Here is a 23336-nt window from a genome sequence, read left to right on the forward strand (position 1 = left end):
CGGAGCATCGACTATCGGGAGCCGGCACCGTATGACCGATCACTGCACCGGTCCTGATTCCCTGCTGGACGCCCTCCTCCGCGCCTCCCCGAGCGCCGTCGTCATCGTGGAACGGCCGGCGGAATCGTCCGTTCCACGCATCATAAGGTCCAACCAGGCAGCCGACTCGCTTCCGACGGCGATCATGGCGGCGTTGCTGGACCGCTGCGACGAGGCGTCCCTGACCGGGACGGCCGTCGCCGTGGACCTGCCGCATCAGGACGAAGCCGGCGAGCGCTGGCTGCGACTGACCGCCGGCCGCGAGGGTGCCGTGGTCGTCGGCTGCGTCACCGACATCACGGAACTCCGGCGGACGCGGCAGGATCTCGACGACCTCAGGGCGGCATTCGATGGGGCGAAGCGCGAGGCCGAGCGGCAGCGCGAGGCGGCGCACTCGGCCGGCGAGGCAAAGACGCGCTTCCTGGCGACCATGAGCCACGAGCTCCGCACGCCCATGAACGCGATCCTGGGGTTCGCCGACCTGCTGAAGGTCTGCACGATCGAGCCGCAGCAGGTCTCCTATGTCGAGATCATCCGGCGCTCGGGCCAGGACCTGCTGCGGGTTCTGAACGATATCCTGGACTTCAGCAAGATCGAGGCGGGGTTCCTGACCCTGGAGCGGCGGCCGTTCAGCCCGGCCTCGATCGCCCGCGACGTGGTCATGCTGTTCGCCGCGACCGCTCGCGACAAGGAGACGTCGCTGTTCGTGACCACCGATTCCGACGTTCCGGACTGGATCGAGGGGGACGTGACGCGGCTTCGGCAGGTGCTGTCGAACCTGATCGGCAACGCCTGCAAGTTCACCGAGGACGGCCGGATCGACGTCCGGGTCTCGGTCGGACCCGCCGGCATGGTCGAGTTCGCGGTGATCGATACCGGGATCGGCATGACGCCCGAGCAGGTTCGGCAACTCTTCCGGCCCTTCGTCCAGGCCGACGTGACGACCACCCGACGGTTCGGCGGCACCGGCCTGGGGCTGGCGATCAGCAAGCGGCTGGTCGAGGCAATGGGCGGAACGGTGCGCGTGACCAGCATGCCCGGCGAGGGCTCCGCCTTCCTGGTCCGGATACCGGCGCATGTCTGCGCCCCGCCGGCCTACGCCGACGACGACGGACTGGAAGAGGCGGCGGCACCCGACTTCCGCCGGGTGTTGCTGGCCGAGGACAACGCGATCAACCGCATGCTGGTCGAGCGTATCCTGGAGCAGGACGGCCACGAGATCGTCTCCGTGCCGGACGGTCGACTGGCGGTGCTGGAGATCGCGGAGAGCGGCCTCCGGGCGGCGGACAACCCGTCCGGCTACGATCTTGTGCTGATGGACATGCACATGCCGGAAATGGACGGCCCGACCGCGACGCGGACGATCCGGGAGCTGGCCGGGCCGGCATCGTCGATCCCGATCGTCGGGCTGAGCGCCGATGCCATGACCGACCAGATGGACCGCCACATGTCGGCGGGGCTGGACGCCTATCTGACCAAGCCGATCGACCATGGGAAGCTGAGGGCCATCGTCGCCCGGACGCGGCCGAGCGTGCCGGGAGGCCCCGCGAAGATGCCGGAACGGGCCGCCGTGCCGGAACCCCGCCGGGAGGAACCGGAACCGCAGCATGACCGGGACCTGATCGACGAGGCGCAGATCGAGGAGATCCGCGCCGGCGTGGGCGACGAGATGCTGGCCGAGCTTCTGTCGGCCTTCTGCGATGATGTCGGGAAGGAGTTCGACCGGGTGCGGAGCGCCAGCGCCGCGGAGGATTGGGCGGCCCTGGCGGTATCCGCGCACACCCTGAAGGGCGTGGCCAGCAACCTGGGCGCCGCCCGGATCGCCGGGCTCGCCAAGTCTCTGGAGCTCGCCGCCAAGGATGCCGCCAACCTCAACACCGTCGCCCCGATCCTGGAACTGGACAGCGACCTGTTCGGCAACCTGGCGACGGCGGTGGACCGCACGGTCCGGGAGCTGTCCCGCCGGACCTGACCTCCGTGCGGTCTACGAGCGGGACAGGACCTCGACCGCTTCGGCCAGGGGCAGGTCGATGCGCGTGATGCCGTAGGTCTCGATGAACTTGGCCTCGTTCCGGGACAGCTCCCCGGAAATCACCGCCCAATGCCGCTCGGCCGACCGTTTGATGATCTGGCGGGCGAAGGTGCGGCCGATCTCGCCGTCGAAGCGGCAACCCAGGAACAGGAAGTTGCGCCCCGCCCGGAGGTTCTGCACCACCGCCGGGATCGGGGACTGGATGTCGATCTCGGTCAGGACCTCGACATAGTCGCTGTCCGAAACCAGGTAGTTGCCGGCCGGCGTCACGGCCCCCATGGGCTTGTAGAGCACCCGGTTCCAGCCGGCGGCGGCATCGCCATCGGCGGGTTCGCTATCAGGGCCGAAATAGCGGACCCACTCGCCCAGGGATTGCGGATGGCTCATGCCCTGGATCTGGCCCCAGGAATGCACGCCGCCGAGCGCGCGCGCCATGGTATCGTCGTACCAGGTGTCGACGATCAGCGGCAGTTCCGGGATGCCGGCGAGGTAGCGGTGGAGCGCCGTGGGCTCCGGCCCGGTCTTGAACAGACCTGTCAGGATGGTTTCCAGGGTCCGGCGGTGCTTGTGGCTCTCGATATACTGGCTGGCCGCGGTCAGGTGGCGGCGGATGCGGCCGGGCACGGCGGCCTTGGCGGTCAGCGCCGCGACCAGTTCCTCCGGCGAGCGGGGGATCGGGCACGCGCCCTCGACCAGGTCGAACACGCCGGCGCCGAGATACGGGATCACCTGCCGCGCCTTCAGGCCGCCGGCGACTTCCGCCAGCAGGGTGTGGGCTGTCGTCATGGTCTGGATTCCTTCAATAGATGGCGGCGCCGGCGCCGGAATTGACGGTGGCGTCCTTGAGCCGCTGCACGATGAACTCGACCTCGTCCCGGTCGAGCGCGCCGTGGAACGGCACCGCGATCACGCGGTCGGCGGTCTTCTCGGCGACCGGGCAGTCGCCGCGCCGTCCGCCCCGCTCGGCGTAGAATTGCTGGATATGGAGCGGGACGCCGAACGAGGCCGAATCGATCCCCTGGGTCAGCATGTCCTCGATCACCGCGTTGCGCAGGCTGACCGAGAAGCGGGTGCCGAGATGAACCGCGTAGGCGTGGCAATGCACCACCGTCACGCCCGGCGCGTGGTAGGGCGGCTTGATCCCCTCGAAGCTCTGCATCGCCGCCTCGTAGTACCCGACGACGGCGCGGCGGCGCTCCAGGATCTCGTCGATCCGCTTCAGCTGGACGAGGCCGAGGGCCGCGTTCAGGTTGCCGAGCTTGGCCTGCCAGGGAACGTTATGGCTGATCACGACCGACTTCAGGTGCTCCGGCTCGCGCTTGCGCAGGTAGCGCAGGCGGGACGCCAGGCCGTCGTCGTCGGTCACGACCATGCCGCCCTCGCCGCACAGCAGCGGGCCGGGTTCGGAGAAGTCGAACACCGCGCAGTCGCCGAAGCTGCCGACGATCCGCCCCTGGTAGGTCGAGCCGATCGCCTCGGTCGAATCCTCGATCAGGACGACGCCGCGCTCGCCGGCCAAAGCCCTCAGCTCGTCCCAGGGCGCGGGATGGCCGTTGGTGTTGCCGGCGATGATCGCTCTGGTCGCCGGGGTGATCCGCTCCGCCGCCTTGACCGGGTTCAGCGTGTGCGACCAGTAGTCGATGTCGGAGAACACCGGGTTGGCGCCGGCCAGCGCCACGGCATGGACGACCTGGTGCCAGCCGTAGGGCGAGCACAGGATGTCGTCGCCCGGACCGAAGCCGTGGGCCTTCAGCGCCAGCAGCATGGCCATGGTGCCGCTGGTCACCGCGACCGCGTGGCGACGGCCGACATAGGCGGCGAAGGCCTCCTCGAAGGACTCCGTCAGGCGTCCGTCGTTGAGGCTGGCCGAAGTCAGGATGCGCTCGATCACCCGGGTCTCGGCGGCACCGATGTCCGGCTGGGTCAGCGCGATGTCCGCGAAGACCTCTTCCTCGGTGCCCCCGGTCTCCGCCGGGTCGGGAGCGCCGGTCATGCCGCCTCCTCGCGCTCGGCGATGACGATGCCGGTCGCCCGGGCCGGCTCGCGGGTCACCTTCCAGCAATGGTCGTGGCTGTCCACCAGATAGAGCAGGTAGGAGGGTTCCTCCCGGAAAGGTTCTTCCGACAGGTCGCTCTCCAGGCAGCCGGTGATTGTCAGGCCCTGGAACTTCTGCTTGAGCGTCCTGACGACGGCGTCGCGGCGGGTTCCGGCGGCGTAGAGCTGGGAGGCCTGGGCGGCGATGGTCTCGATGCCGGCGAGGGAGAGGGCCATGGCTCAGCCCTCGAGCTTGCGGGCTTCGACGGTCAGCGGCAGGCGGGTGTCTTCCGGAAGATCGGGCATTTCCAGGACCCAGCCGTTCTCCAGGGTAACCTTGCCGCCCCAGATCGCCGGCTTCTCGGACGAAACGACGTTCGTCTCCAGATCCTTCTTGGCGACGTAGATCATGAACTGGCCGCCTGACTTGCGAAGCATCACTTTCATCGGAACTCTCCAGAGGTCATCAAATGTCAACTCGGCCCGCACGGATCGCCGTCATGCCGCGAGGCGGGCGGCGATCGGCGGCAGGGCTTCCAGGACGGCGTCGATGTCCGACGCCTGGGTGTAGCGGCTGAGGGAGAAGCGCAGGCTGGACGCGGCCAGGGCGGAGCCGAGCCCCAGCGCCAGCAGCACGTGGCTGGGATCCATGCCGCCCGCGGCGCAGGCGGCGCCCATGCTGACCTGGATTCCCGCCTGATCGAGCTTCATCAGCAGCGCCTCGCCCTCCATGGGGCGGCCGCTGCGGTCGATGAAGCTGATGTTGGACGTGTTGGGAATGCGCGCGGTGTCGCCGCCGTTGACCCGCGCACCCGGCATCCGGGCCAGCACCCCGGCCTCCAGCCGGTCGCGGAGCGCCGCGACGGCGACGCCGGACCGGGCCGCCAGCGCCTCGACCGCGAGCCGTGCCGCGACGCCCAGCCCGACGATCGCCGGGACGTTCTCGGTCCCGCCGCGCAGGTGCCGCTCCTGGTGGCCCATGATCACGGGCGCGAGGGCGAAGCCCTTGCGCACGAACAGCACGCCGACGCCCTTGGGTCCGTGCAGCTTGTGCCCGGAGAAGGTCAGCAGGTCGATCTTCATCTCGCTCAGGTCGACCTCCAGCCGGCCGACCGCCTGGACCGCGTCGGTGTGGAAGGCGGCACCGCGCGACCGGGCGATGTCGGCGGCCTCCGCCACCGGCATCAGGACGCCGGTCTCGTTGTTGGCCCACATCACCGAGACCAGCGCGGTATCGCTCGACACCACCGAGGCCAGCTCGTGCCGGCGCAGGCGGCCGGAGGCGTCCACCGGCAGGACGGTGACATGGTAGCCCTGGCCGCGGAGGTCCTCGAACAGCATCAGGTTGGACGGATGCTCGACCGCCGTCGTCACCACGTGGCGCCGGTCCGGCCGGGCGCGGAGCGTCCCGAGGATCGCCAGGTGGTTGGCCTCGGTCGCGCTCGACGTGAACACCACCTCCGACGCCTTGGCGCCGATCAGCCCGGCGACGGCGCTGCGGGCCTGCCCCACCGCTTGCTTGACCGCCATCGCCGGACCATGGGCGCTGGACGGGTTGGCGTAGAGTTCGCCCAGGTAGGGAAGCATGGCGGCCACGACTTCGGGGGCCGGCATGGTCGTGGCGTTGTTGTCCAGGTAGATCACGGCACACCTCGCATCAGTCGGTCGCGGCGCCCTGCGGGACCGGGATCAATCCATCCGTCCGGGAACCATGGACCGGGCCCCCAGGACCGGGGCGATCTCCTCCTCCAGGCAGCCGACCAGCTTGCCGCCGGGAAACTCGACCAGGTAGACCGGCAGGTTGTTGGCTTCCGGGGCGTAGCCGACGCGGATGATCTCGCCGACCGTGTCCTTGACCACGAGAAGGCTTCCGGCCGGGCTGTCGGGATGGCTGCCGTCGTTCAGCAGGTCGGACAGCGCCTTGACGGCGATGCCCCACTCGTACTTGGGTTCGCGCGGCGGCACGTAGCCGGTCCCGCCCTCCGGCTCCGCGACGACGATGTCGGAGGTGAGGCCGGTGTCTTCGGGGGATTTCTGATCGGTCATGGTTGCGCTCCGGGGGTGGGATCTGGGACGGGCGACGGTTCAGCCGGCGCGAACGTGGCTCTGCGGGGCATTGGCGAGGGCATCGACCATCTCCAGCTCCTTGGCGCGCATGCCGATCACCCGGCGCTGCTCGTAAAAATCGACGCTGTAGATGTGATACATCTGGAGATAGGAGCCGATGCTGATCACGTAGCCGACGGAGCCGGCCGGGATCAGCACGTCGCCGACCGGCGCGCCGGGATAGGTCCCGTCGTTGCGGATGTCTCGGACGCTGCGGACCTTCTGGCCGACCTCGTACTCGGGCGGGCCTTCCAGTTCGTTGGCGTCCTGCGGATTACGGTTGGCCATGGCGGGGGCTCCGGCTCGGGGTGAGGCGTGGCGGGGGCCGTCGCCCCCGGGGAATGTCATCGGATGTCATGGAACGTCGTCCTGGAGGACGAGGCCGGCGCGCCGGCGCCGGGCGATCTCGCGCACCTCGTCGACCGGGTCCTCGATCAGGGGGTCCAGGTACTCGTCCGCGATACGGCTCGCGACGACGTAGCGCACGCACCAGTCGGCATCGTTGATCATGGCGCTGAGCTTGTCGGGGCAGAGCCGCTGGGCGACATGCAGGCGGACGCGCTGGCTGTCGTCCCAGGCCATGCTGGCGAGCCATTCCAGGCCGATCCGCCGGGCGACCTCCAGCCGCACCTCGGCGTCCTCGTCGCGCATCATGGCCGGCAGCATGCCTTCCGGGACGCGGCGGGCCACGCGCAGGCGGACCGAATAGTCCGGGTCGCGCATCATCGGGGCGAGGTCGCCGTCCTCCAGCCGGCTGGCGACGGAGATCCGCACCTCCCGGTCGGGGTCGCCCCGCATCTTGAGCAGCAACCGGCGCGGCAGGCGGCGGGCAACGCTGCTGCGCACCGTCTCGTCCAGGTCGTCCATGAGCCGCGGCACGTGGAACAGCGGCGCATGGCGCACGGCGATGGCGCGCACCTCGAAATAGGGATGGTCCAGCTGCTCGACCGCGAGGTCCTCGTTCCACTGGAAGAACCGCTGGATGCGCTTGGCGTAGCGGTCGTGTACGCAGGCCTTGAGCGGCTGGCACCGGCCGTCCGGCTTGCGGTCGGCGTAGCGGCAGGCAATGCAATCCACCGGCCGGCCGAGCCAGTCCAGGGCCTCGTCCATGTCATGGAACGTCATGATTCGTCATCCTCGCGGTCGTTCCCGCGCCGGTCGAGGACTGCCAGCAGAGGCTTGACGCCGATCCGGTCCGCCGGATCGAGTTCGGCCACCTTCTCCAGCATCGCCCGCCCCTCCCCCTGCCGGCCGAGTCGGGCATGCAGGTAGCCCAGCGCCTTGACCGTGAAGAGATAGATCCGGGGCGCCGGCTCCAGGGCGTCGAAATCGGCGTGGCGACGCGTGACCAGCCGCCAGTCGGAATGATTGAGGCCGATGCCGGCGCTCGCATGGTCGAGCATCCGGACGGCGTAGGTCAGCGCCTCGGCAAGGCGTGCCTTGTAGAGGAAGTACTTGTAGTGTCCGAGGTCGACGGCCCGGTGACCCGGCGCGATCGCCGCTGCCCGTGCCAGATGGGACTCGGCCAGCGCACCGTCGCAATAGTGGCGGCCCGCCAAATGAAGCTGCCGCTCGGCCTCCGCCGGAAGGTCGCCGCCATAGTAGCGGCGCGACAGCCAGGCATCGTCGTCCGGACCGGCCGTCGTGAGATCCAAAGGCGCCGTGTCGGGCGGTGTCACTCGCGCGCTCCCGTCAACGCTGGGCGGAAAAGGGGATGGGCGGGGCAGAGGGTGCCGAAGACGGGAAGACGCCTGGACCGGCGCCTTCCCGTCCTCCCGAGGCTCCGGATGCGGGGCGTCAGGCCGGCACGCAGCAGTCGGCGGGGCAGACGGCCGCGCACTGCGGGGCGTCGAAGCTGCCCTGGCACTCGGTGCATTTGGACGCGTCGATCACGTAGGTGCCCTTCTTGAAGCTGATCGCCTCGTTCGGGCATTCGGCTTCGCAGGCGCCGCAGACGGTGCAATCGCTCGCTTTGATCTTGTAGGCCATCGGTCTTCTCCTGTTGTACCCGGCCTCGCCGCCGGGATTCCGCTCGCATTCTCGATTGTTGCGCCACCCTGGTTTCTCGCCAAGATGGCCGATCAGCGCACCATGCGCCTTGATGGGACCTCCAGTCCGGATCAGGCGCGACGGGCGGTATAGGCGCCCTGGCGGATCACCGCGTCGGCGCCGATCTTCTCTCGGACCGCTCCCGTGCCCAGCCGCTCGGTGTAGGCGGCGTAATAGGCCAGGGCCGATTCCTCGATGTATTCGAAGGCGAAGCGGTCCACCGGCTCGATACCGGCCGCTTCCAGGGACTTGCTCGGGCAGCCGCCGATCTTGGCGACCAGCACGGCGACGCAGTCGTTGATCGCCTGGATGATGGTCTCCAGCCCGTCCTCGTCGCCGGAACCGCCCTCGCAGTAGAGGTCGACGCGCCGGTGGCCGACGAACTTGGCGCCCCTGGAATCGACCTCGTAGATCTGAAATTCCTTGGCGTGGCCGAAATGCTCGTTGATCCGCTCGCCGCCCTTGGTCGCCACCGCGATCAGGATCGGCTTCTCGCCGGCGATGTGGGCGACCTCGGCGATGGCGGCGGCCTTGGACTGGTGGCGCTGGGCGCGCTCGGCCTCGACATGCTCGCGGTAGGTCTCGCGCTTGGTGAAGCCGCCGCCGTCGATGTCGATGTCCATCTGCATGACCTTCTCGGCGGTGAACTCCTCGCCCCGGTCTTCACCCAGCAGGCCGACGGCATCGGCGCGGCACTGGCGGCAATGGCGCATCAGCTTCATGTCGCCTTCGCACTTGTCCTGCAGCGCCTTCAGCTCCTGCGCGGTCGGTCCCCGCTGCCCGGTCAGGCCGAAATGGGTGCCGTGCGCCGCGTCGGAGATCAGCGGCATGATGTTGTGCAGGAACGCCCCGCGGGCCTTGACCTCGCGGTTGACGTCCATCAGGTGCTCGTCGTTGATGCCGGGGATCATGACCGAGTTGATCTTGGCGAGGATGCCGGCGTCGCGCAGCATCTCCAGCCCCAGCATCTGGCGTTCGTGGAGGATCTTCGACGCCTCGAACCCGGTCCAGCGCTTGTGGTCGTAGAAGATCCAGGGGTAGATGTGCTGGCCGACCTCGGGATCGACCATGTTGATGGTGATCGTGACGTGGTCGATGTTCAGGTCCTTGATCCGGTCCACATAGTCCGGCAGGGCCAGCCCGTTGGTGGACAGGCACAGCTTGATGTCCGGCGCCAGCCTGGAGAGCTGCTCGAAGGTCTCGATCGTCTGCTTGGCTCCGGCCGCGAGGCTGTCGCCCGGCCCGGCGATGCCGACCACGGAGAGCTGCGGGATCTCGGCGGCGACGGCCAGGACCTTGCGGACGGCCTGCTCGGCGGTCAGCTTCTCGCTGACGACGCCGGGGCGGCTCTCGTTGGCGCAGTCGTACTTCCGATTGCAGTAGTTGCACTGGATGTTGCAGGCCGGGGCCACCGCCACGTGCATGCGCGCATAGTAGTGGTGCGCCTCTTCGCTGTAGCAGGGATGGTTCTTGACCTTCTCCCAGACTTCCGGCGCCATGTCAGAAGGACCGTCAGAGGAGCCGCAACTGGATGTCGTGCAGCCCGAAGCGGCCGGTGCCGGCTGGGACTTCAACTCCCCCACGCCGAGGATGCTGTCCAACGAGATTACATTCATGGTCCAATCCTTCCCTTGCAGCCGAAGGGCGCCTAGACGCTCTGCGGGAGGATTGAGCAAGAACGGGGCCAATCCGGAAGTCTTTGGAATATCACTTCCGAATCAATGCTTTGTACGATTCCCCCGGGCCGCGCAGTGTCATGTTGGCAACGCGACCATCCGGCCCGCTGTCGGGATCATGTCGGGTATACGACACGATTCAGGGATCTTATCCGGTGATTGTCGCGCCCACCGGAGGCACCGCCGGCGTTGCGTGAACTCGCCGGAAGGCACCCGCACGCTGCCGTGGACCGGGAAGTCCAAATCCAGGCCGGTCGGATAACGATCTCGACACCCGAAATGGAACGTGATACCCAAACCAGACGGGTGGCGGACTTATGGTATAGATACAGGCCATACGGTCCGACGGATGGGACTCGATAATTCTACCTTTGGGATCAGTCTCATTTGAGCGGATTGCTGTATTTGCCACCAAGTCTACCTTTACCTGAACAGCTCGATTTATCCGATCAGGATCGGCGATGATAACGAAAAATAATTGCCGAATAGCATGTTGCGCGCTTCTACTGACTTGTCCGTCCGGAGTCGGCGCTACCGAGCGCCTGGCGCCCGAGCGGAAGGACAGCCTCCAGAAGGTCAGCCTGTGCATCGATCTTTCGAAGAGGCTGGTTCCCCCTGGCGGGTCGCTGATCTACTCGCATCCGTATCTGGAAAAGGACGAGGACAAGACCCTCGTGACGATCTATGTGAAATGGAGAAGCGCGAGCACCGTGGAGGACGGTCAGGGGACTCCTGCCGATCATCCGTTCGTCTCGCCGGAGACGCCCTATTACTGCATCTGGAACGGCGAAAAACTCCTGATGCACGGCGACCTCGAATCGCTGGAGGAGACCCTCCAGGCCGGCTCGATGACGTGAGTCCGGACTGTCCGCCCAGCGGGCTTGCGGGCGCTTCCGACGATCGCGGGAACTCTTTACGCTTGTCGGTCCGAGTATGGATGTCCAGAGGCCGGGGCCGCCGTTCGGACGGTTTCACACCGCGCCGGATTAACTCGAGGCCATTCCACAGGGAATGGACGGATATTGTTAGTTCAGCCGAATTACTTGCAATTTTATTTTCCGTACCTACATGGGATTGATCTAGAGTCGTGTCCGCGTTTCGCGTTCCTGTTTCCGGGAAACAGGCCGCTCGGCGCTGGGACCTGCAGGGCCGCTTCGCTCTCGCCGCCACATCCGGGGAATCGCCATGGCCAAGGGTCAGAAGAAGAGCAATCGCGAAGCCAAGAAGCCGAAGAAGGCAAAGGCCGCTCCGGCGATCAAAACCTCCATCATGCCGCCGACGGGCCGGCTGGTCCCGCCCAAGGGGGCCGCATGACCGGATCGGCAGCCATGGGCGAGGATGGAATGGGCTTGCCGGGAAGGCGATCGACCTGACGGCCGTCCTGCCCCCCGGCTCTCCCGCGGCCTCGCCCAGGCTGCTGACCGTGCGCCACGTGACGACATACCGTTATGCCTGCCCGGTCAGGCTTGGCGATCACCAGATGATGTTCCGGCCGCGGGAAAGCCATGACCTCCGCCTGGTCAGGGCGCGGCTGAGCATCTCTCCGGAACCGCAGAGCCTTCGCTGGCTCCACGACGTCTTCGACAACTCTCTGGCGGTGGCGAGCTTCGACACCGAGACGGCGGATCTCGTGTTCGACAGCGAGGTGACGCTGGAGCATATCGAGGCGCCGCATCCCGATTACGCGCTGGCCGACGATGCGCAGGATTTCCCGTTCGCCTATTCGCGCGAGGAACGCCTGGACCTTGCCCGGGCGCTGGAGCGCCATCATCCGGCCGGCGAAGTGGACCGGTGGGCCGCCGGGTTCCTCCCCGCAGGCGGCAGGACCGGCACCATGGCGCTGCTTCGCAGGATCACCTTGGGCATCCGCGAACAGCTGACATATTCGCGGCGTTACGAGCGCGGCGTCCAGACGCCGGCCGAAACCCTGGCGAAAGGCACCGGCACCTGCCGCGACTATGCGTTCCTGATGATGGAAGGGGTGCGGGCTCTCGGCCTGGCCGCCCGTTTCGTCAGCGGCTACATCTTCGTGCCCGGCGTCGAGTCCGTCCCGGTCATCGGCGGCGGGGCGACCCATGCCTGGCTTCAGGTCTATCTGCCCGGCGCGGGCTGGGTGGATTTCGATCCGACCAACAGCATCATCGGCAACCGCAACCTGATCCGCGTCGCCGTCGCCTGGGCGCCGGCGCAGGCGCTGCCGCTCTGGGGAACCTATACGGGGACACGGTCCAGCTTCCTGGGGATGGACGTCAGCGTAAGCGTGTTGGACGAGGGGGCCGCCTGAACGCGCAGCCCCCTCCTTGCCGCCCGGCGGCACCGACTGGCCCATGTCATGCAGGGGCGATACCGCCAGCGACAAGCCCGGCATCAACACGAAGGAGCCCAACCATGAAGATCAAGGTCGGATACGAGCTGATCTACGAGTGTCCGCAGCCGACACCGATGCTCCTGATGCTCAACATACATTACACCCGCGCCTCCGACATCGTGGTGCCCGACCATCTGGTCACCGAGCCGGCCGTGCCGATCACGGCCTATCGCGACGGGTTCGGAAACTGGTGCAGCCGGATCACGGCGCCCAAGGGAGTGACGCGGATCAGCACGACCGCCGTGGTCCGCGACAGCGGCAAGCCCGACCCGGTCGTCCCGGACGCCCGGCAGCACGCGCTGGAGGAACTGCCGGAGGAGGCGCTGGTGTTCCTGCTGGCCAGCCGCTACTGCGAGACCGAACTTCTCAGCGACATCGCCTGGAAGCTGTTCAGCGGCACCAAGCCCGGTTGGGACCGGGTCCAGGCGATCTGCGATTTCGTCCACGAGCACATCAAGTTCGACTACATGCAGGCCCGGGCGACCCGGACGGCGTTCGAAGCCTACAACGAGGGCGTGGGCGTCTGCCGCGACTATGCCCATCTCGCGGTCACTTTCTGCCGCTGCATGAACATTCCGGCGCGTTATTGCACCGGTTATCTCGGCGACATCGGCGTGCCGCCGCCTTATGGCGTGATGGATTTCGCCGGCTGGTTCGAAGCCTACCTGGGCGGCCAGTGGTACACCTTCGACGCCCGCAACAACACGCCACGCATCGGCAGGGTCCTGATCGCCCGCGGGCGGGACGCCGTCGACGTCGCCATCAGCACGACCTTCGGCCCGAACACGCTGACCGGATTCACCGTGTGGACCGATGAGATCGGTTCTGACGGCAAGCCCGTTCCTTCGGCCAGTCCCCCTGGCCAGCACCTGGGAGAACAACAATGACGAACCGCCGCAATACCACGCCCGCAAGGGTCATGTCCGAAGTCGGCCACCACAAGTACGAGGTCGGACAGCTTGTCGACTTCACGCCGGCCGCATCGCCCCGCGAAAAGTCCGTGGGCCGTTATGAAATCGTCCGCCATCTTCCGCCGGAAGGCGCCGACAATCAGTACCGGGTCAAGAGCGTGCAGAACAACCAGGAGCGGGTGGTTCGGGAGAGCCAACTTGGCTGAGTTGAATCGACACGACGTGGAAGCGCTCGCCCAGAAGCTTTACGAGGCAAGCGCTCCCGACGGGGTTCCGTGGTCGGAGCGCAGCTTGGTGGTGCGGGATCCCTGGCTGGCGACCGCACGGAAAAGGCTGCTCCTGGACGACCCGGCGGGCACCTGACCGGCCGGACTTCCGCCGGGATCAGGTCCCGCTGCCGCCCGGCGGCCCCCCTTCCGCCCGAGGATCGCCGGACAGGCGCCGGATGTCCTCCAGCGCACTCGCGATGAGTTGCCTGTGCCGTGGATCGTGACCCTCCGCGGTCCCGGCGAAGAGGGTGATGAGATACAGGGCCTTCTTACCCGCCTCTTCCCACGTCGCCGCGGGACCGGCGCACAGGGCTTCTTCCATTTCGTCCTGGTGACGGCGAAGCATCGCACGGTCCGCCTCGACCTCGGCGGTGTGCCGCCGGTCTACGGTGGCTTTCTGGGCAGCCATGCCTCGGTGAACGTCGAGTTCGACGGGGTCCGTCGTCATGCCGATCCTTTCTGGTGATTGGCGTTCTCAAGCCGAAAAGGGTGAACTCAGCCTTTTCCCGCCTCGTCCCGTTGCTTGGCTTCTTCCAGCTCGACGGGATCGATCACGGCGACCTGGATCAGATTCGCCTGGCCGGGCGGCGGAGGCAGGAACATCAGGGTCTCGGTCCGCCGATAGGCGGGGAAGGAAAGCCCTTCGATGAGTTCCTCATAGGTCTCGACCTTGTAGGTGCCCGCCGGCAGGGGTTCATCGAAGCCGCTCAGCCGGAACGGATTGTCGAAGGTGATGGTGCTGAGCACCGTGCGCTGAGTCATGGTCCGCCTTCCGCAGCGCCAAACCCGGCATGCTCCGGATCGGAGCCGCATCGGGAACGTCATGCCACCCTGACATGTGGGGACTGCCCGAGAGTATTGCATCAAATCATTGGCATGAGGAGCCGTCTGCCGCCTGCACCGCCGGCTGCGGAATCATCGCAAGCCATTTAGGTGTTAAGCACCTAGAGATGATGGAAATCTGCTCGCAATGAAGGCAGTATAGTTTCAGGTCACGACAGAACACTTTACCTTAATCCGAAAGTGACACTGTTTTTTTGGAGGACCAGGCGCGACGATCATTTGCGTAGGCATTCGCCCTGTAAGGACGGTTGCCGCCTGTGTCTGCCCCATAAATCGTTATGTAGAATATAGTCCTTTTGCGTGTAGGTCGGGTAGAGCGAAGCGGCACCCGGCAAGCAGAAGCGTCGGCGTCGGGTGCCGCTTCGCTCTACCCGACCTACGATTTCTGATCATTCATTTACCTTTCAGGACCTTCCGGCATGGGGATTGTCGGCCAACAATGGGAGGCTTCATCGGCATCACTCTTTTCTTTTTATTGTCCCAGCAAGGTTGTTTTCTTAACGCGAAGAACTGTGCGCTACGGGCAGAAACACTCCCTTTTCGTCATGGCCGGACTTGATCCGGGCATGACAAAGAAGCAAAGATAAAGTCTCCCGGAACATATCTATTATTTGGCAACAATCAATATTCCTGACAGCCGCGGACTTGGTTCGGGCAGCTGCGGTGAGTCCTGCAGTAAGATGGCCGGACAAGCTTCTTTTTTTCCGGAGTATGTCACGACGACTTCCTGAGGGGATGCATCATGCCAAGTCAGCTTACCGGATCGGTGGCACTGCCCAACGATGAATGCCTGCTGTTCTCGGATAATGTCTACCACGTGCTTGACGCTGTTTCCGGCATTGTGGACGACGGCCCGCTGCCGGTCACGGACCGCTTCGCCGGGCTCTGGCCCATGGGGAAGGTCGTTCCCGTCTACTGGGGCTGCGGCAAGATGTTCTTCTTCAACGGCCCCGAGTTCGTGCGGTTCGACTTGCGCACGCAGCAGGTCGACTATCCCGAGCCCCGGATCGTCGCCCATGGATGGCCGGGCCTGTGGCCGTCGGGGATCGATGCCGCCTTCAACGCCGGCAACGGCAAGATCTACTTCTTCAAGGGCGGCGCCTATATCCGCTACGACATGGCGCTGGACCGCGCCGATCCGGGATATCCCCGCAGCATCGCCGAGAACTGGCCGGGCGTCTGGCCGGACGGGGTGGATGCGGCCCTCTGCCCCGACGGGTTGACCGTCGTGTTCTTCCGGGGCACCGAGCACTTCATCTACGATCTGCTGGGCGATGCCGTCGTCGCCGGACCGCTGCCCAACGACCGGCTGGCGCTCGATCCCCTGCCCTCCGGCTTCATGCGGCCGGCCCGCGACCTGACGCCCGAGCAGGCCAACGGCATCGTCGCGCACCTGGCGCAGCGTGGTCAACTGACGCTCAGGGAAGGGCAGAACCCGCTTAGGATCTCCGATGACGGCAGGATCCTGTCGCCGACGCCCCGGCAGCGGATCGCGCTGTCGCCGGCCGTGGTCGCGGGCGTGCGCTACGCCAACAAGCTGAACCGCTCGGCCGACGTCATCGACAATGTCGATCAGCGGATGGCCGTCGCGCTGTGGCGGCTCGCCCGCTGGGCCAACGCGTCGAGCCCGGATGTCGAGGTCATCACGCATCTGGGGATCGGCCATGGCGGGCCGAACCTGGACGATTGCCACAATCTCGGACGCGCGATCGACTTCGCCGGCATCGAAGGCTCGCTTTCCGGCCGGCCCTTCGCCCTCGACGTGCTGCGCGACTGGGGCAGCCGGCCGGCATCCGCTCCGGGCAGCTACCGGCTTACCGAGGACGACGAGCCCGCGTGGGAGCTTTTCAAACGAGTCTACGCCTTCGGCACGTTCGAGTGCGAGTGCCGCGGGGCGGGCAAGGATCCCTGGCCGCCGACCGAGATCGGCGAAGGCGGCTACGTGATCTGCCCCGATTATCAAGGTGCCGGCACACCCGACGAACTGCGCCTGCGCCAGCAGCACTCCGACCACATCCACATGCAGATCGGCCCCACCCGCGGCGCCTGGTGAGGTGCCCGCGTCAACCCGCGAAAGGGAGCTTTCCAATGGCATACACGCTCAACGAGCTTGGCCGCACGCTGCGGGCCCAGCTTGCCGAAATCGTCACCGGCGGCGACGCCACGGCAGCCGCGGCCGCCGACTCCTTCATCACCTGGTGTACCCCCGGCATGCCCATGGAGGAGTCGGACTTCGACTTCGCGGCGAAGGGGCTGGGCACCGGCGCCACCGCGGAGGAGGAGAAACGCCTGCTCCAGCAGGCTTACGTCTTCTCGACCCTGGTCGATTTCATTCCCGACGTGTCGGGGCTGCTGTCGATCGACAAGCAGGTGGCCGTGTTCCGCACGTCGCAGGCCCGCCTGTCCCACATGTACGGCGAGATCCTGCGGCTCTCGAAGGTGGTCGATCAGGAACTGTCGCCCGAGAACCTGGCGAAGCTCGAAAAATGGCGCGGCAAGCTGAAGACGACCCGCAAGATCAAGGATTTCATCACCGACGAGGAAAAAGAGGTCACCGAGGACTCCCCGGCGGTCGCGGCCTACAACAAATACTTCGCGGACTTCCTCGCCGCCCGCCTCGAATACAACAACAAGCGCATCCAGGCGGCGGTCGCCACGGGCGCGGAAGGCAAGTCGGCCGTGATGGACTGGTCGTCGAACCAGCCGCTCTATCGCATGAAGGTCAGCCAGGCCGAAGGCAACTGGGCGGCCATGGGGTACCGGAACGAGGTGGAGCAGCTCTGGGCCGCGATCGGGCAGATGACCGCCCGCAGCATGAAGCTGTGGAAGCAGCGTCTGCTGGAATCCCTTGATGATTCCAAGATCGCTGCGGTCGGTCCCGGCCAGACCTTCCTGTACTCGATGCCGATCCCCGGCAACTTCGCGAACGCCAAGGGCTGGACGGAGTACAAGGTCTATTCCAACAGGCTCACATCGGAGATGGAACAGAAATCCAGGTCGTGGAGCGCCGGAGGGTCGGCCGGCTGGGGTCTCTGGCATGCCAGCGCCGGAGTGCAGAGCCAGAGCTCCCAGTATTCCAGCGAGTTCTCGGTATCGAACTTCGAACTGGGATTCGAGTTGGCGCAGATCCCGATCAGCCGGGCCTGGTTCTATCCGGAGTTCTTCATGAACCGGGGATGGACGCTGGACCGGGGCCGCGGGTGGAACTACGACCAGTTCCCGTCCGACGGCGCGAACCCGCCCAAGGGCAACTTCGTCGGCTATCCGACCTCGATCATCTTCGCGCGCAAGATCAACATCAAGTCGTCCGAGTTCGCTTCGGCCTACCGGGCGCATACCAGCAGCCTGTCGACCAGCGCCAGCGCCGGCTGGGGACCCTTCACGATGCGCGGGAACTACTCCTCGTCCGAAAGCGGCCGGTCCTACGAAAGCAACGCTTCGGGCGAGTCCATCGTCGTGCCGGGAATGCAGATCATCGGCTTCGTGAACCGGCTGGTGCCGAAGAGCCCGAATCCCTTCCCGGACATTCCGGCCGAGGCGTTCGAGTAACGCCGGCCGAGTAACGCCGGCCGAGCGACACCGGCGGCACCCGACGGCGGCGCATCCGCCGCCGGGTGCCGCTCCGCCCTACCCGACCTGCGGGCGAGGCAGCGGCCTTCGTCCGCCGAGGACACGATCATGGACGCAGCGGTACAGATTGCCTTGATGGAGAAGCTGAAGGCCGTACTGGCCGAGCCGGGAACCTTCATCTCGTTCCCGACCGTGCCGCTCTCGTTCACGAGCGACGGACTGGCGTCGATCATCGACGGAGCGCAGACGCCCGGGGAGCTTCAGATACAGACCTCGTGGCTCGGTGCCGTCAACCAGGTACCGACCGGCGAGATGCTGATGAGCCTGAGCGACCGCTATCTGTGGAAGGCTTTCGCGGACGTGGTCCACGGCCCGGTGAAGCTGGCCCAGGGCACCTTCTCGGCCGAGGACCAGGCGGTGCTGGCCGCGGCGGAGGCGACGCTTTATCGCGCCGACCCCGCCACCGGGCAGCGCGCACCGTCCGACAAGCTGAAGGCTTACGACCAGCATCGGGACGTCTGGTTCGGCTGGAACCAGACGCTCCGCAAGCGGGAGATCGAGGTCGCGGATTCGGCTGATCCGGAAGAGCGGAAATACTGGGACGAGGTCGAGCGGCCGACCTATCTCGGAAAAATCCGCGAGGCGGAGGATCTTTGGCGCGTCGCGGGCTTCCGCCAGGAGATCGATGCCGCCTATGGCACCGTCAAGGCGTTCGCGGCGCGCGGTCCCAGCCAGTCCTGGACGCAGTGGGGAAGCAGGCTGTCGCTCGACATCGATACCCAGAGCGACATCAACAGCATCAAGTCGGTGCCGACAGGCTTCAGCCCGGTCGATTTCATGCATGCCGGCACCTGGCCGTCGTTCACGCTCGGCAACGCGGAGGTCGGGGCGCTGCTGGCGCGGGCGCCCACGGACATGCTGCAACGCTTCGCCGTGACGGGCGTGTCGCCGGACATCGTCAGCGTGTCGTTCGAGTATACGTCGGTGACGATCCTGCGGGACTGGTTCGCGCCCGAGGTCTTCCAGGCCCGCTTCTGGCGGTTCGGCGATGCCGGACGGATGCTGTCCGACGGCGGCACGCCGCCCCGGGGCGAGTTGCCGGGCTACATCGCCGCCGTGGTGTTCCTCCGCAACCTGGTCGTCGAACGCCGCGCCGGCAGCCAGCCGGAACCGGTCCGGCCCGGGCTCGTCCTCAGCCCGTTCATCGGGCTCCGCCGGGACAGCATCCCCGTCTCTCCGGGACCGATGCCCCCTCGGCCGCTCCCGGACCAGGCTGTGCGCGTGAGGGATCATCGGGTGGGGACAGCGCTCCGAGCCGCCGGCGGGGTGATGACGGCCCGGATCGCCAGAGTGCAGCCTGCGGCCGCCATGCGGATCGCCGGCGCCACCGCGGTGGAGCGTGGCGCCAGGGTCGCGGCTGTCGGTGCGGAGCCTCGCGTGATGGCGCTGAAGGCCCAGACCTTCAACCGGCTCGACGCGAAATACGCCGATATCGCTTCCGTGGAACGGGAGCTGGCGGTCCGGCGCCCGGGCATCCGGCCGCTGCCCTTTCCCCGGCCACAACAGCCGGCGCCGCCCGAGATCGTCCGGCAGACCGGCTTCACCGGCGGCGACATGGGGGTGCTGGCCTTCGTCTGCCGCTCCCTGCCCCGCTGCCCGGATCCCGATCCGGCGCTGGTTTGGACGTGACGGGCTTCGCCGATCCCCGCACCGGCCGAAAACATTAGAGAACCCTCCTTTTCAGCTTTCCCGCAAACCCGAGAGGTCGACCCATGTCCTTCACCGAACTCGTGACCGTTCCGGCCGGCATCAACCCGAACGTCAGCAGCGCGAAGCAGGCGACCATGCTGGCCCTGCTCGGAAATCCCCGGCAATCCTATGACCAGGAATGCCGCGAAGTGACGGATATCAGGCTGGCATCCATGATCGTCTTCCGGTCGGTGGGCCGCCTGAAGGTCCGGGGCTTCGGACCGGCGGTCGACTCCCTGGAACGGGTGCTCGCCGACATCGGAAGGGAGGAGCCGGCCATCCATGCCGTGCTGGGACATGTCGGCATGCTGTGCGCCCGGAATGTCCGGGGTTCCAACACCTCGATCAGCAACCACTCCTGGGGAACGGCCATCGACCTGACGCTGGAAGGCATCCTCGACCGGCGGGGCGACGACAGGGTGCAGGTCGGCCTGACGAGGATCGCGCCGATCTTCAATGACCACGGGTGGTTCTGGGGGGCCGGCTTCCGCACCGAGGACGCCATGCATTTCGAATGCGGCGACGAGATGGTCAGGCAATGGCACCGCGACGGCCTGCTGGCGAGATTGGCCCCGGACAGCGCCCCGGACCCGGTGCTGAGCCTGGGCGACCGCGGCCCCGAGGTTCTGGAACTTCAGCGGAAGCTGAACGAGACCGGCGCGGGGCTGGTCGAGGACGGCATCTTCGGACGCGGCACCCATGCCGCGGTCATGGCTTTCCAGGCGCGGAACGGACTGTCCGCCGACGGTGTTGTAGGACCCATGACGCGCGAGGCCCTGGGTCTTTGATGACGATGCGGATGTTCCGAGGCAAGGCGGCTCGGGTGGTCGCGGCGGTGGGCATGTCGCTCGCCGCCCTGCCCGCCCGGGCGCAGGTCAGCGAATACGCCTCCGTGGCGGAATCCGACTGCCGGTCGCCGCCGCCGGAGACGATGGCCGTTTACCAGACCCTCGACCTGGGCGTGGAGATCTGCGGCACGCGGTCGGGCATCGACCTGCTTCTGGTTTCGTCCGATCGCAGTTCATGGCTCGACGTCGTCCGGGGCGACCGGATCTGGACGACCGAGGATGCGGTCGTCTATGAACGGCCGGTCGGAAACTTTCCCAATGTCGGTGCCGGGAAAGTCGAGTGGCGTCTCGCTCCTGATGGCCGGCCCGGCGCGCTGATATTCCGCGTGGCGGGCGAGGCGGAGGGCGCCCGGCGCAGCCTGCTGTTCGTCGTCCGGCTGGAGGCGGATGCCGCCTGCCTGCTCGGCCGCGTGGCCACCAACGAGGAGGCCAGGACCCTCGCCGACGGGCCCGGGACCTGCGACGAGGAAAACCAGCTGCCTCTCAGGCTAGGGCCGCGGTAGGGTGCCTGACCGGCCTTCCAGGGTACGCATGGCCCGGACGAGATCCCCCGGGGTGAGGTCGCGGTCGAAGTTGCGGGCGTGCGGCGCCTGGAGGGTCAGTTCGGCGATCAGGGCATAGTCGGCATCGGACGGAGCCTCCAGTCCCAGGTCGGCCAGCCCGCGGGGAAGTCCGATCCCGCGGTAGAAGGCGAGAAGGTCGTCCATGAAGGCCGGATCGCGTTCCTCGAGCATGCACTGGACGAGCAAGGCATAGGCGACCTGGAGCCCGTGGAGCGCCCCGGCCAGGGCCGGCACGGCGGACAGGCCGCGGGTCATGGAATGGACGATGGAAAGCCCCCCGTTCTCGAAGGCGAGGCCGCTCCACAGGACCGTCGCCTCCACCACCCGCTCCACGGCCTCGTCGGGTTCCCCCCGGTCGACAGCCGCCAGCGCCGATGCCGCATGGTCTCGCAGGGAGCGGTAGCAGGCCTCCGCGAGGACGAGGCCGGCCTGGGGCGGGCTGCTTCCGAAGATGTTCCGGCCGCCGCTGCGGACGCATTGCGCCGCCTCGAAGGACTTGACCAGCGCATCCCCGATGCCCGCGAGGAAGAGGATGCGGGGCGCCCGGACGATGACGGCGGTATCCACCAGCACCAGGGCGGGATTGCGCGGCAGCCTGTCGACGCGCAGCAGGCGGTGGTCCTCGTCGTAGAGCACATAGACGTGGCTGGTCGGCGCATCGTTGGAAGCGATCGTCGGCAGGCTCGCCACCTCGGCGCCGAGCCTGGCCGCCAGCCCCTTGCCGGCATCGATGCATTTTCCGCCGCCGGCCGCGATGACCACGTCCGGACGCTCGCCGGCGAGCGCCCCGTGAAGCCGGTCGATCTCTCCGGGCGTGATCTCGCCGCCGAAAGCCAGCTTGCTCAGGGTGACGCCCGCATTATCGCAGCCCGCCGCCACGCGTCCGCCGACGAGCCGGTCCACCACCGCGTCGGCCACGAACACGGCGCTTTTGCCGAGCCGGCCGACCTCCTCCCCGATCCTGTCGAGTGTTCCCGGACCCTGGATGTAGCGGCCGGGAGAGCCGAAGATGATCATGCCTGTCCTTTCCTGCCTCAGCATGCGGCCCCGGGGCCGCGATCGGGGGCCAAACTATCAACGGTGCGGCGAAACGGATAAGTTCATTCCGGATGAACCGGGGATGAACGACGAATGATTCCGATGCGCGCCATCAGCATGTTCCACGCGACGGTGAAGGCGGGCAGCATATCGAGTGCCGCGCAGGAACTTGGCGTCACGCCGTCGGCCATCAGCCAGCAGATCCACTCCCTGGAACTGTTCCTCGGGACGTCCCTGATGGTCAAGGTCGGGCGCCAGGTCAAGCTGACCGAGGCCGGCGAGCGTTATTTCGAGATGATCTCCAACGGGGTCGACCAGATCGCCGAGGCGACCCAGCGGCTGCGCGGCTATCGGGCGGCGACCGTGCTGACGGTGCGCGCCGCGCCGACCCTCTCGACCAAGTGGCTGCTTCCCCGGCTCGGCTCGTTCATCGGCAGGCATCCCCAGATCGACGTCCGGATCGACGGAACCAACGAGCCCACGAACTTCGACCGGGAGGATGTCGATGTGGACCTGCGCCACGGCGAGGGCCGCTGGCCCGGCCTGTTCGTCGAGGGATTGGCCGAGGAGCGGTTCTTCCCCGTCTGCTCGCCGGGGATCGCGGCGGCCGGAAGCCTGAAGCCGGCGGATTTCTTCCGATACCGCCTGATCCACTCGGTCAAATCGGCGGTACAGTGGCCCCATTGGTTCGCAACGGTCGGGATCTCCCCGGAGCAGCGCTGGCAGCGGGTCCTGTTCGACCGTTCGCACATGGTGGTGGATGCCGCGGCCGGGGGCCTGGGCATCGCGCTGGAGAGCAACATGATGATGTGGAACGAGCTGCGCGACGGGCGGCTGGTCTGCCCCGTGCCCAATCCGCCGCCGATCACGGCCGTCACCCAGTGGATCGTCTGCCCCCACGACCGCCTGCGCCTGTCCAAGGTACGCTCGTTCATCGAGTGGCTTCAGGCGGAGCGTGACGCGTGGCTGGCCGAAGTCGCCGCGGCCGGTTCCCCGGCGGCAGGCATCGTTTAGCTGACCTAACAAACGGTCCTGGACATCTAAATTGTGGTGTCCGCATGGGCTCACGTAGCATGACTGGTAAGAAACGACGCCCCGAAAGGGGACGCAACACAAGAATATGACCCGCGAGCGCGGGCACGGTGAGGAAACGAGACAATGACCATGCGGAACTCCAAGGCCCGGGAACCGTCGTGACGGGCGCGCCGTCCGCGCGCCTTCAGTTCTACCAAGCCCCCTTT

Annotated in this window: 27 protein-coding genes; 13 read left to right on the top strand and 14 right to left on the bottom strand. The window is 66.9% G+C overall.

Going from position 1 to position 23336, the window contains the following annotated elements; all coding sequences use genetic code 11:
• Positions 1-31 precede the first annotated feature (31 nt).
• Positions 32-2011: an ATP-binding protein gene (locus JL101_RS16810; RefSeq protein ID WP_203097454.1), complete on the top strand. Its 1980-nt coding sequence runs from the start codon at positions 32-34 to the stop codon at positions 2009-2011.
• 12 nt (positions 2012-2023) lie between these two features.
• Here JL101_RS16810 and JL101_RS16815 read toward each other — a convergent pair whose 3' ends face one another.
• The 11 genes from JL101_RS16815 to nifB form a co-directional block, all read right to left on the bottom strand.
• Positions 2024-2857: an SIR2 family NAD-dependent protein deacylase gene (locus JL101_RS16815; RefSeq protein ID WP_203097455.1), complete on the bottom strand. Its 834-nt coding sequence runs from the start codon at positions 2855-2857 to the stop codon at positions 2024-2026.
• A gap of 13 nt (positions 2858-2870) precedes the next feature.
• Positions 2871-4064, bottom strand: coding sequence for a DegT/DnrJ/EryC1/StrS family aminotransferase (locus JL101_RS16820; protein ID WP_203097456.1), 1194 nt, complete (start codon positions 4062-4064; stop codon positions 2871-2873).
• On the bottom strand, positions 4061-4342 hold the full coding sequence (locus tag JL101_RS16825) for a hypothetical protein (RefSeq protein WP_203097457.1): 282 nt from the start codon (positions 4340-4342) through the stop codon (positions 4061-4063). The genes JL101_RS16820 and JL101_RS16825 overlap by 4 nt, the downstream gene beginning before the upstream one ends.
• Before the next feature lie 3 nt (positions 4343-4345).
• Positions 4346-4552 (bottom strand): putative nitrogen fixation protein NifT, encoded by a 207-nt coding sequence (gene nifT / locus JL101_RS16830; RefSeq protein ID WP_203097458.1) that lies wholly within the window; start codon positions 4550-4552, stop codon positions 4346-4348.
• A 51-nt stretch (positions 4553-4603) separates the two neighbouring features.
• Positions 4604-5749 carry a cysteine desulfurase family protein gene (locus tag JL101_RS16835; protein WP_228434889.1) on the bottom strand — a complete coding sequence of 382 codons (1146 nt, stop codon included), beginning with the start codon at positions 5747-5749 and terminating at the stop codon, positions 4604-4606.
• Positions 5750-5794: 45 nt separating this feature from the next.
• Positions 5795-6151, bottom strand: coding sequence for a nitrogen fixation protein NifZ (locus JL101_RS16840; protein WP_203097459.1), 357 nt, complete (start codon positions 6149-6151; stop codon positions 5795-5797).
• A 39-nt stretch (positions 6152-6190) separates the two neighbouring features.
• Positions 6191-6499 (bottom strand): nitrogen fixation protein NifZ, encoded by a 309-nt coding sequence (locus tag JL101_RS16845; protein WP_203097460.1) that lies wholly within the window; start codon positions 6497-6499, stop codon positions 6191-6193.
• Positions 6500-6565: 66 nt separating this feature from the next.
• On the bottom strand, positions 6566-7336 hold the full coding sequence (locus JL101_RS16850; RefSeq protein WP_203097461.1) for a 4Fe4S-binding leucine-rich repeat protein: 771 nt from the start codon (positions 7334-7336) through the stop codon (positions 6566-6568).
• Positions 7333-7890, bottom strand: a complete 558-nt coding sequence (locus tag JL101_RS16855) for a hypothetical protein (RefSeq protein ID WP_228434891.1) — start codon at positions 7888-7890, stop codon at positions 7333-7335. The genes JL101_RS16850 and JL101_RS16855 overlap by 4 nt, the downstream gene beginning before the upstream one ends.
• 118 nt (positions 7891-8008) lie before the next feature.
• Complete coding sequence (locus JL101_RS16860) at positions 8009-8200, bottom strand: 4Fe-4S dicluster domain-containing protein (RefSeq protein ID WP_158046220.1); 192 nt, start codon at positions 8198-8200, stop codon at positions 8009-8011.
• A gap of 131 nt (positions 8201-8331) precedes the next feature.
• Positions 8332-9876 (bottom strand): nitrogenase cofactor biosynthesis protein NifB, encoded by a 1545-nt coding sequence (gene nifB, locus JL101_RS16865; protein ID WP_203097462.1) that lies wholly within the window; start codon positions 9874-9876, stop codon positions 8332-8334.
• 521 nt (positions 9877-10397) lie between these two features.
• Between nifB and JL101_RS16870 the strand changes: the two genes are divergently transcribed.
• From JL101_RS16870 to JL101_RS16890, 6 genes are all read left to right on the top strand, one after another.
• Positions 10398-10793, top strand: coding sequence for a hypothetical protein (locus tag JL101_RS16870; RefSeq protein WP_203097463.1), 396 nt, complete (start codon positions 10398-10400; stop codon positions 10791-10793).
• A 328-nt stretch (positions 10794-11121) separates the two neighbouring features.
• Positions 11122-11250, top strand: coding sequence for a hypothetical protein (locus JL101_RS36535; protein WP_267133531.1), 129 nt, complete (start codon positions 11122-11124; stop codon positions 11248-11250).
• Between the two features lie 109 nt (positions 11251-11359).
• Positions 11360-12220 carry a transglutaminase family protein gene (locus tag JL101_RS16875; RefSeq protein WP_228434893.1) on the top strand — a complete coding sequence of 287 codons (861 nt, stop codon included), beginning with the start codon at positions 11360-11362 and terminating at the stop codon, positions 12218-12220.
• Positions 12221-12324: 104 nt separating this feature from the next.
• Complete coding sequence (locus JL101_RS16880) at positions 12325-13191, top strand: transglutaminase-like domain-containing protein (RefSeq protein WP_203097464.1); 867 nt, start codon at positions 12325-12327, stop codon at positions 13189-13191.
• On the top strand, positions 13188-13421 hold the full coding sequence (locus tag JL101_RS16885) for a hypothetical protein (RefSeq protein ID WP_228434895.1): 234 nt from the start codon (positions 13188-13190) through the stop codon (positions 13419-13421). Before JL101_RS16880 ends, JL101_RS16885 begins: the two co-directional genes overlap by 4 nt.
• Positions 13414-13578, top strand: coding sequence for a hypothetical protein (locus tag JL101_RS16890; RefSeq protein ID WP_203097465.1), 165 nt, complete (start codon positions 13414-13416; stop codon positions 13576-13578). The genes JL101_RS16885 and JL101_RS16890 overlap by 8 nt, the downstream gene beginning before the upstream one ends.
• Before the next feature lie 21 nt (positions 13579-13599).
• On the opposite strand, the gene JL101_RS16895 is transcribed toward JL101_RS16890, so the two are convergent.
• Complete coding sequence (locus tag JL101_RS16895) at positions 13600-13932, bottom strand: hypothetical protein (RefSeq protein ID WP_201079168.1); 333 nt, start codon at positions 13930-13932, stop codon at positions 13600-13602.
• Positions 13933-13979: 47 nt separating this feature from the next.
• Positions 13980-14246, bottom strand: coding sequence for a hypothetical protein (locus JL101_RS16900; protein WP_203097466.1), 267 nt, complete (start codon positions 14244-14246; stop codon positions 13980-13982).
• Positions 14247-15069: 823 nt separating this feature from the next.
• On the opposite strand from JL101_RS16900, the gene JL101_RS16905 reads away from it, so the two are divergent.
• The 5 genes from JL101_RS16905 to JL101_RS16925 all read left to right on the top strand — a co-directional run bounded on the left by JL101_RS16905 (position 15070) and on the right by JL101_RS16925 (position 20997).
• Positions 15070-16380 carry a hemopexin repeat-containing protein gene (locus JL101_RS16905; RefSeq protein WP_203097467.1) on the top strand — a complete coding sequence of 437 codons (1311 nt, stop codon included), beginning with the start codon at positions 15070-15072 and terminating at the stop codon, positions 16378-16380.
• A 35-nt stretch (positions 16381-16415) separates the two neighbouring features.
• On the top strand, positions 16416-17876 hold the full coding sequence (locus JL101_RS16910) for a hypothetical protein (RefSeq protein WP_203097468.1): 1461 nt from the start codon (positions 16416-16418) through the stop codon (positions 17874-17876).
• Positions 17877-18005: 129 nt separating this feature from the next.
• Positions 18006-19586 carry a hypothetical protein gene (locus JL101_RS16915; RefSeq protein ID WP_203097469.1) on the top strand — a complete coding sequence of 527 codons (1581 nt, stop codon included), beginning with the start codon at positions 18006-18008 and terminating at the stop codon, positions 19584-19586.
• A gap of 83 nt (positions 19587-19669) precedes the next feature.
• On the top strand, positions 19670-20434 hold the full coding sequence (locus JL101_RS16920; RefSeq protein WP_203097470.1) for a peptidoglycan-binding protein: 765 nt from the start codon (positions 19670-19672) through the stop codon (positions 20432-20434).
• Positions 20434-20997, top strand: coding sequence for a hypothetical protein (locus JL101_RS16925; RefSeq protein ID WP_228434897.1), 564 nt, complete (start codon positions 20434-20436; stop codon positions 20995-20997). Before JL101_RS16920 ends, JL101_RS16925 begins: the two co-directional genes overlap by 1 nt.
• On the opposite strand, the gene JL101_RS16930 is transcribed toward JL101_RS16925, so the two are convergent.
• The gene (locus tag JL101_RS16930; protein WP_203097472.1) at positions 20983-22074 is read right to left on the bottom strand and encodes a glycerol dehydrogenase; all 1092 of its coding nucleotides are present in this window, start codon (positions 22072-22074) and stop codon (positions 20983-20985) included. The genes JL101_RS16925 and JL101_RS16930 overlap by 15 nt on opposite strands.
• A 114-nt stretch (positions 22075-22188) precedes the next feature.
• Between JL101_RS16930 and JL101_RS16935 the strand changes: the two genes are divergently transcribed.
• Positions 22189-23109, top strand: coding sequence for a LysR substrate-binding domain-containing protein (locus JL101_RS16935; protein ID WP_203097473.1), 921 nt, complete (start codon positions 22189-22191; stop codon positions 23107-23109).
• The last annotated feature ends 227 nt before the right edge of the window (positions 23110-23336 follow it).

Origin of the sequence: Skermanella rosea (assembly GCF_016806835.2) — a bacterium.
Taxonomy (GTDB): Bacteria; Pseudomonadota; Alphaproteobacteria; order Azospirillales; family Azospirillaceae; genus Skermanella; species Skermanella rosea.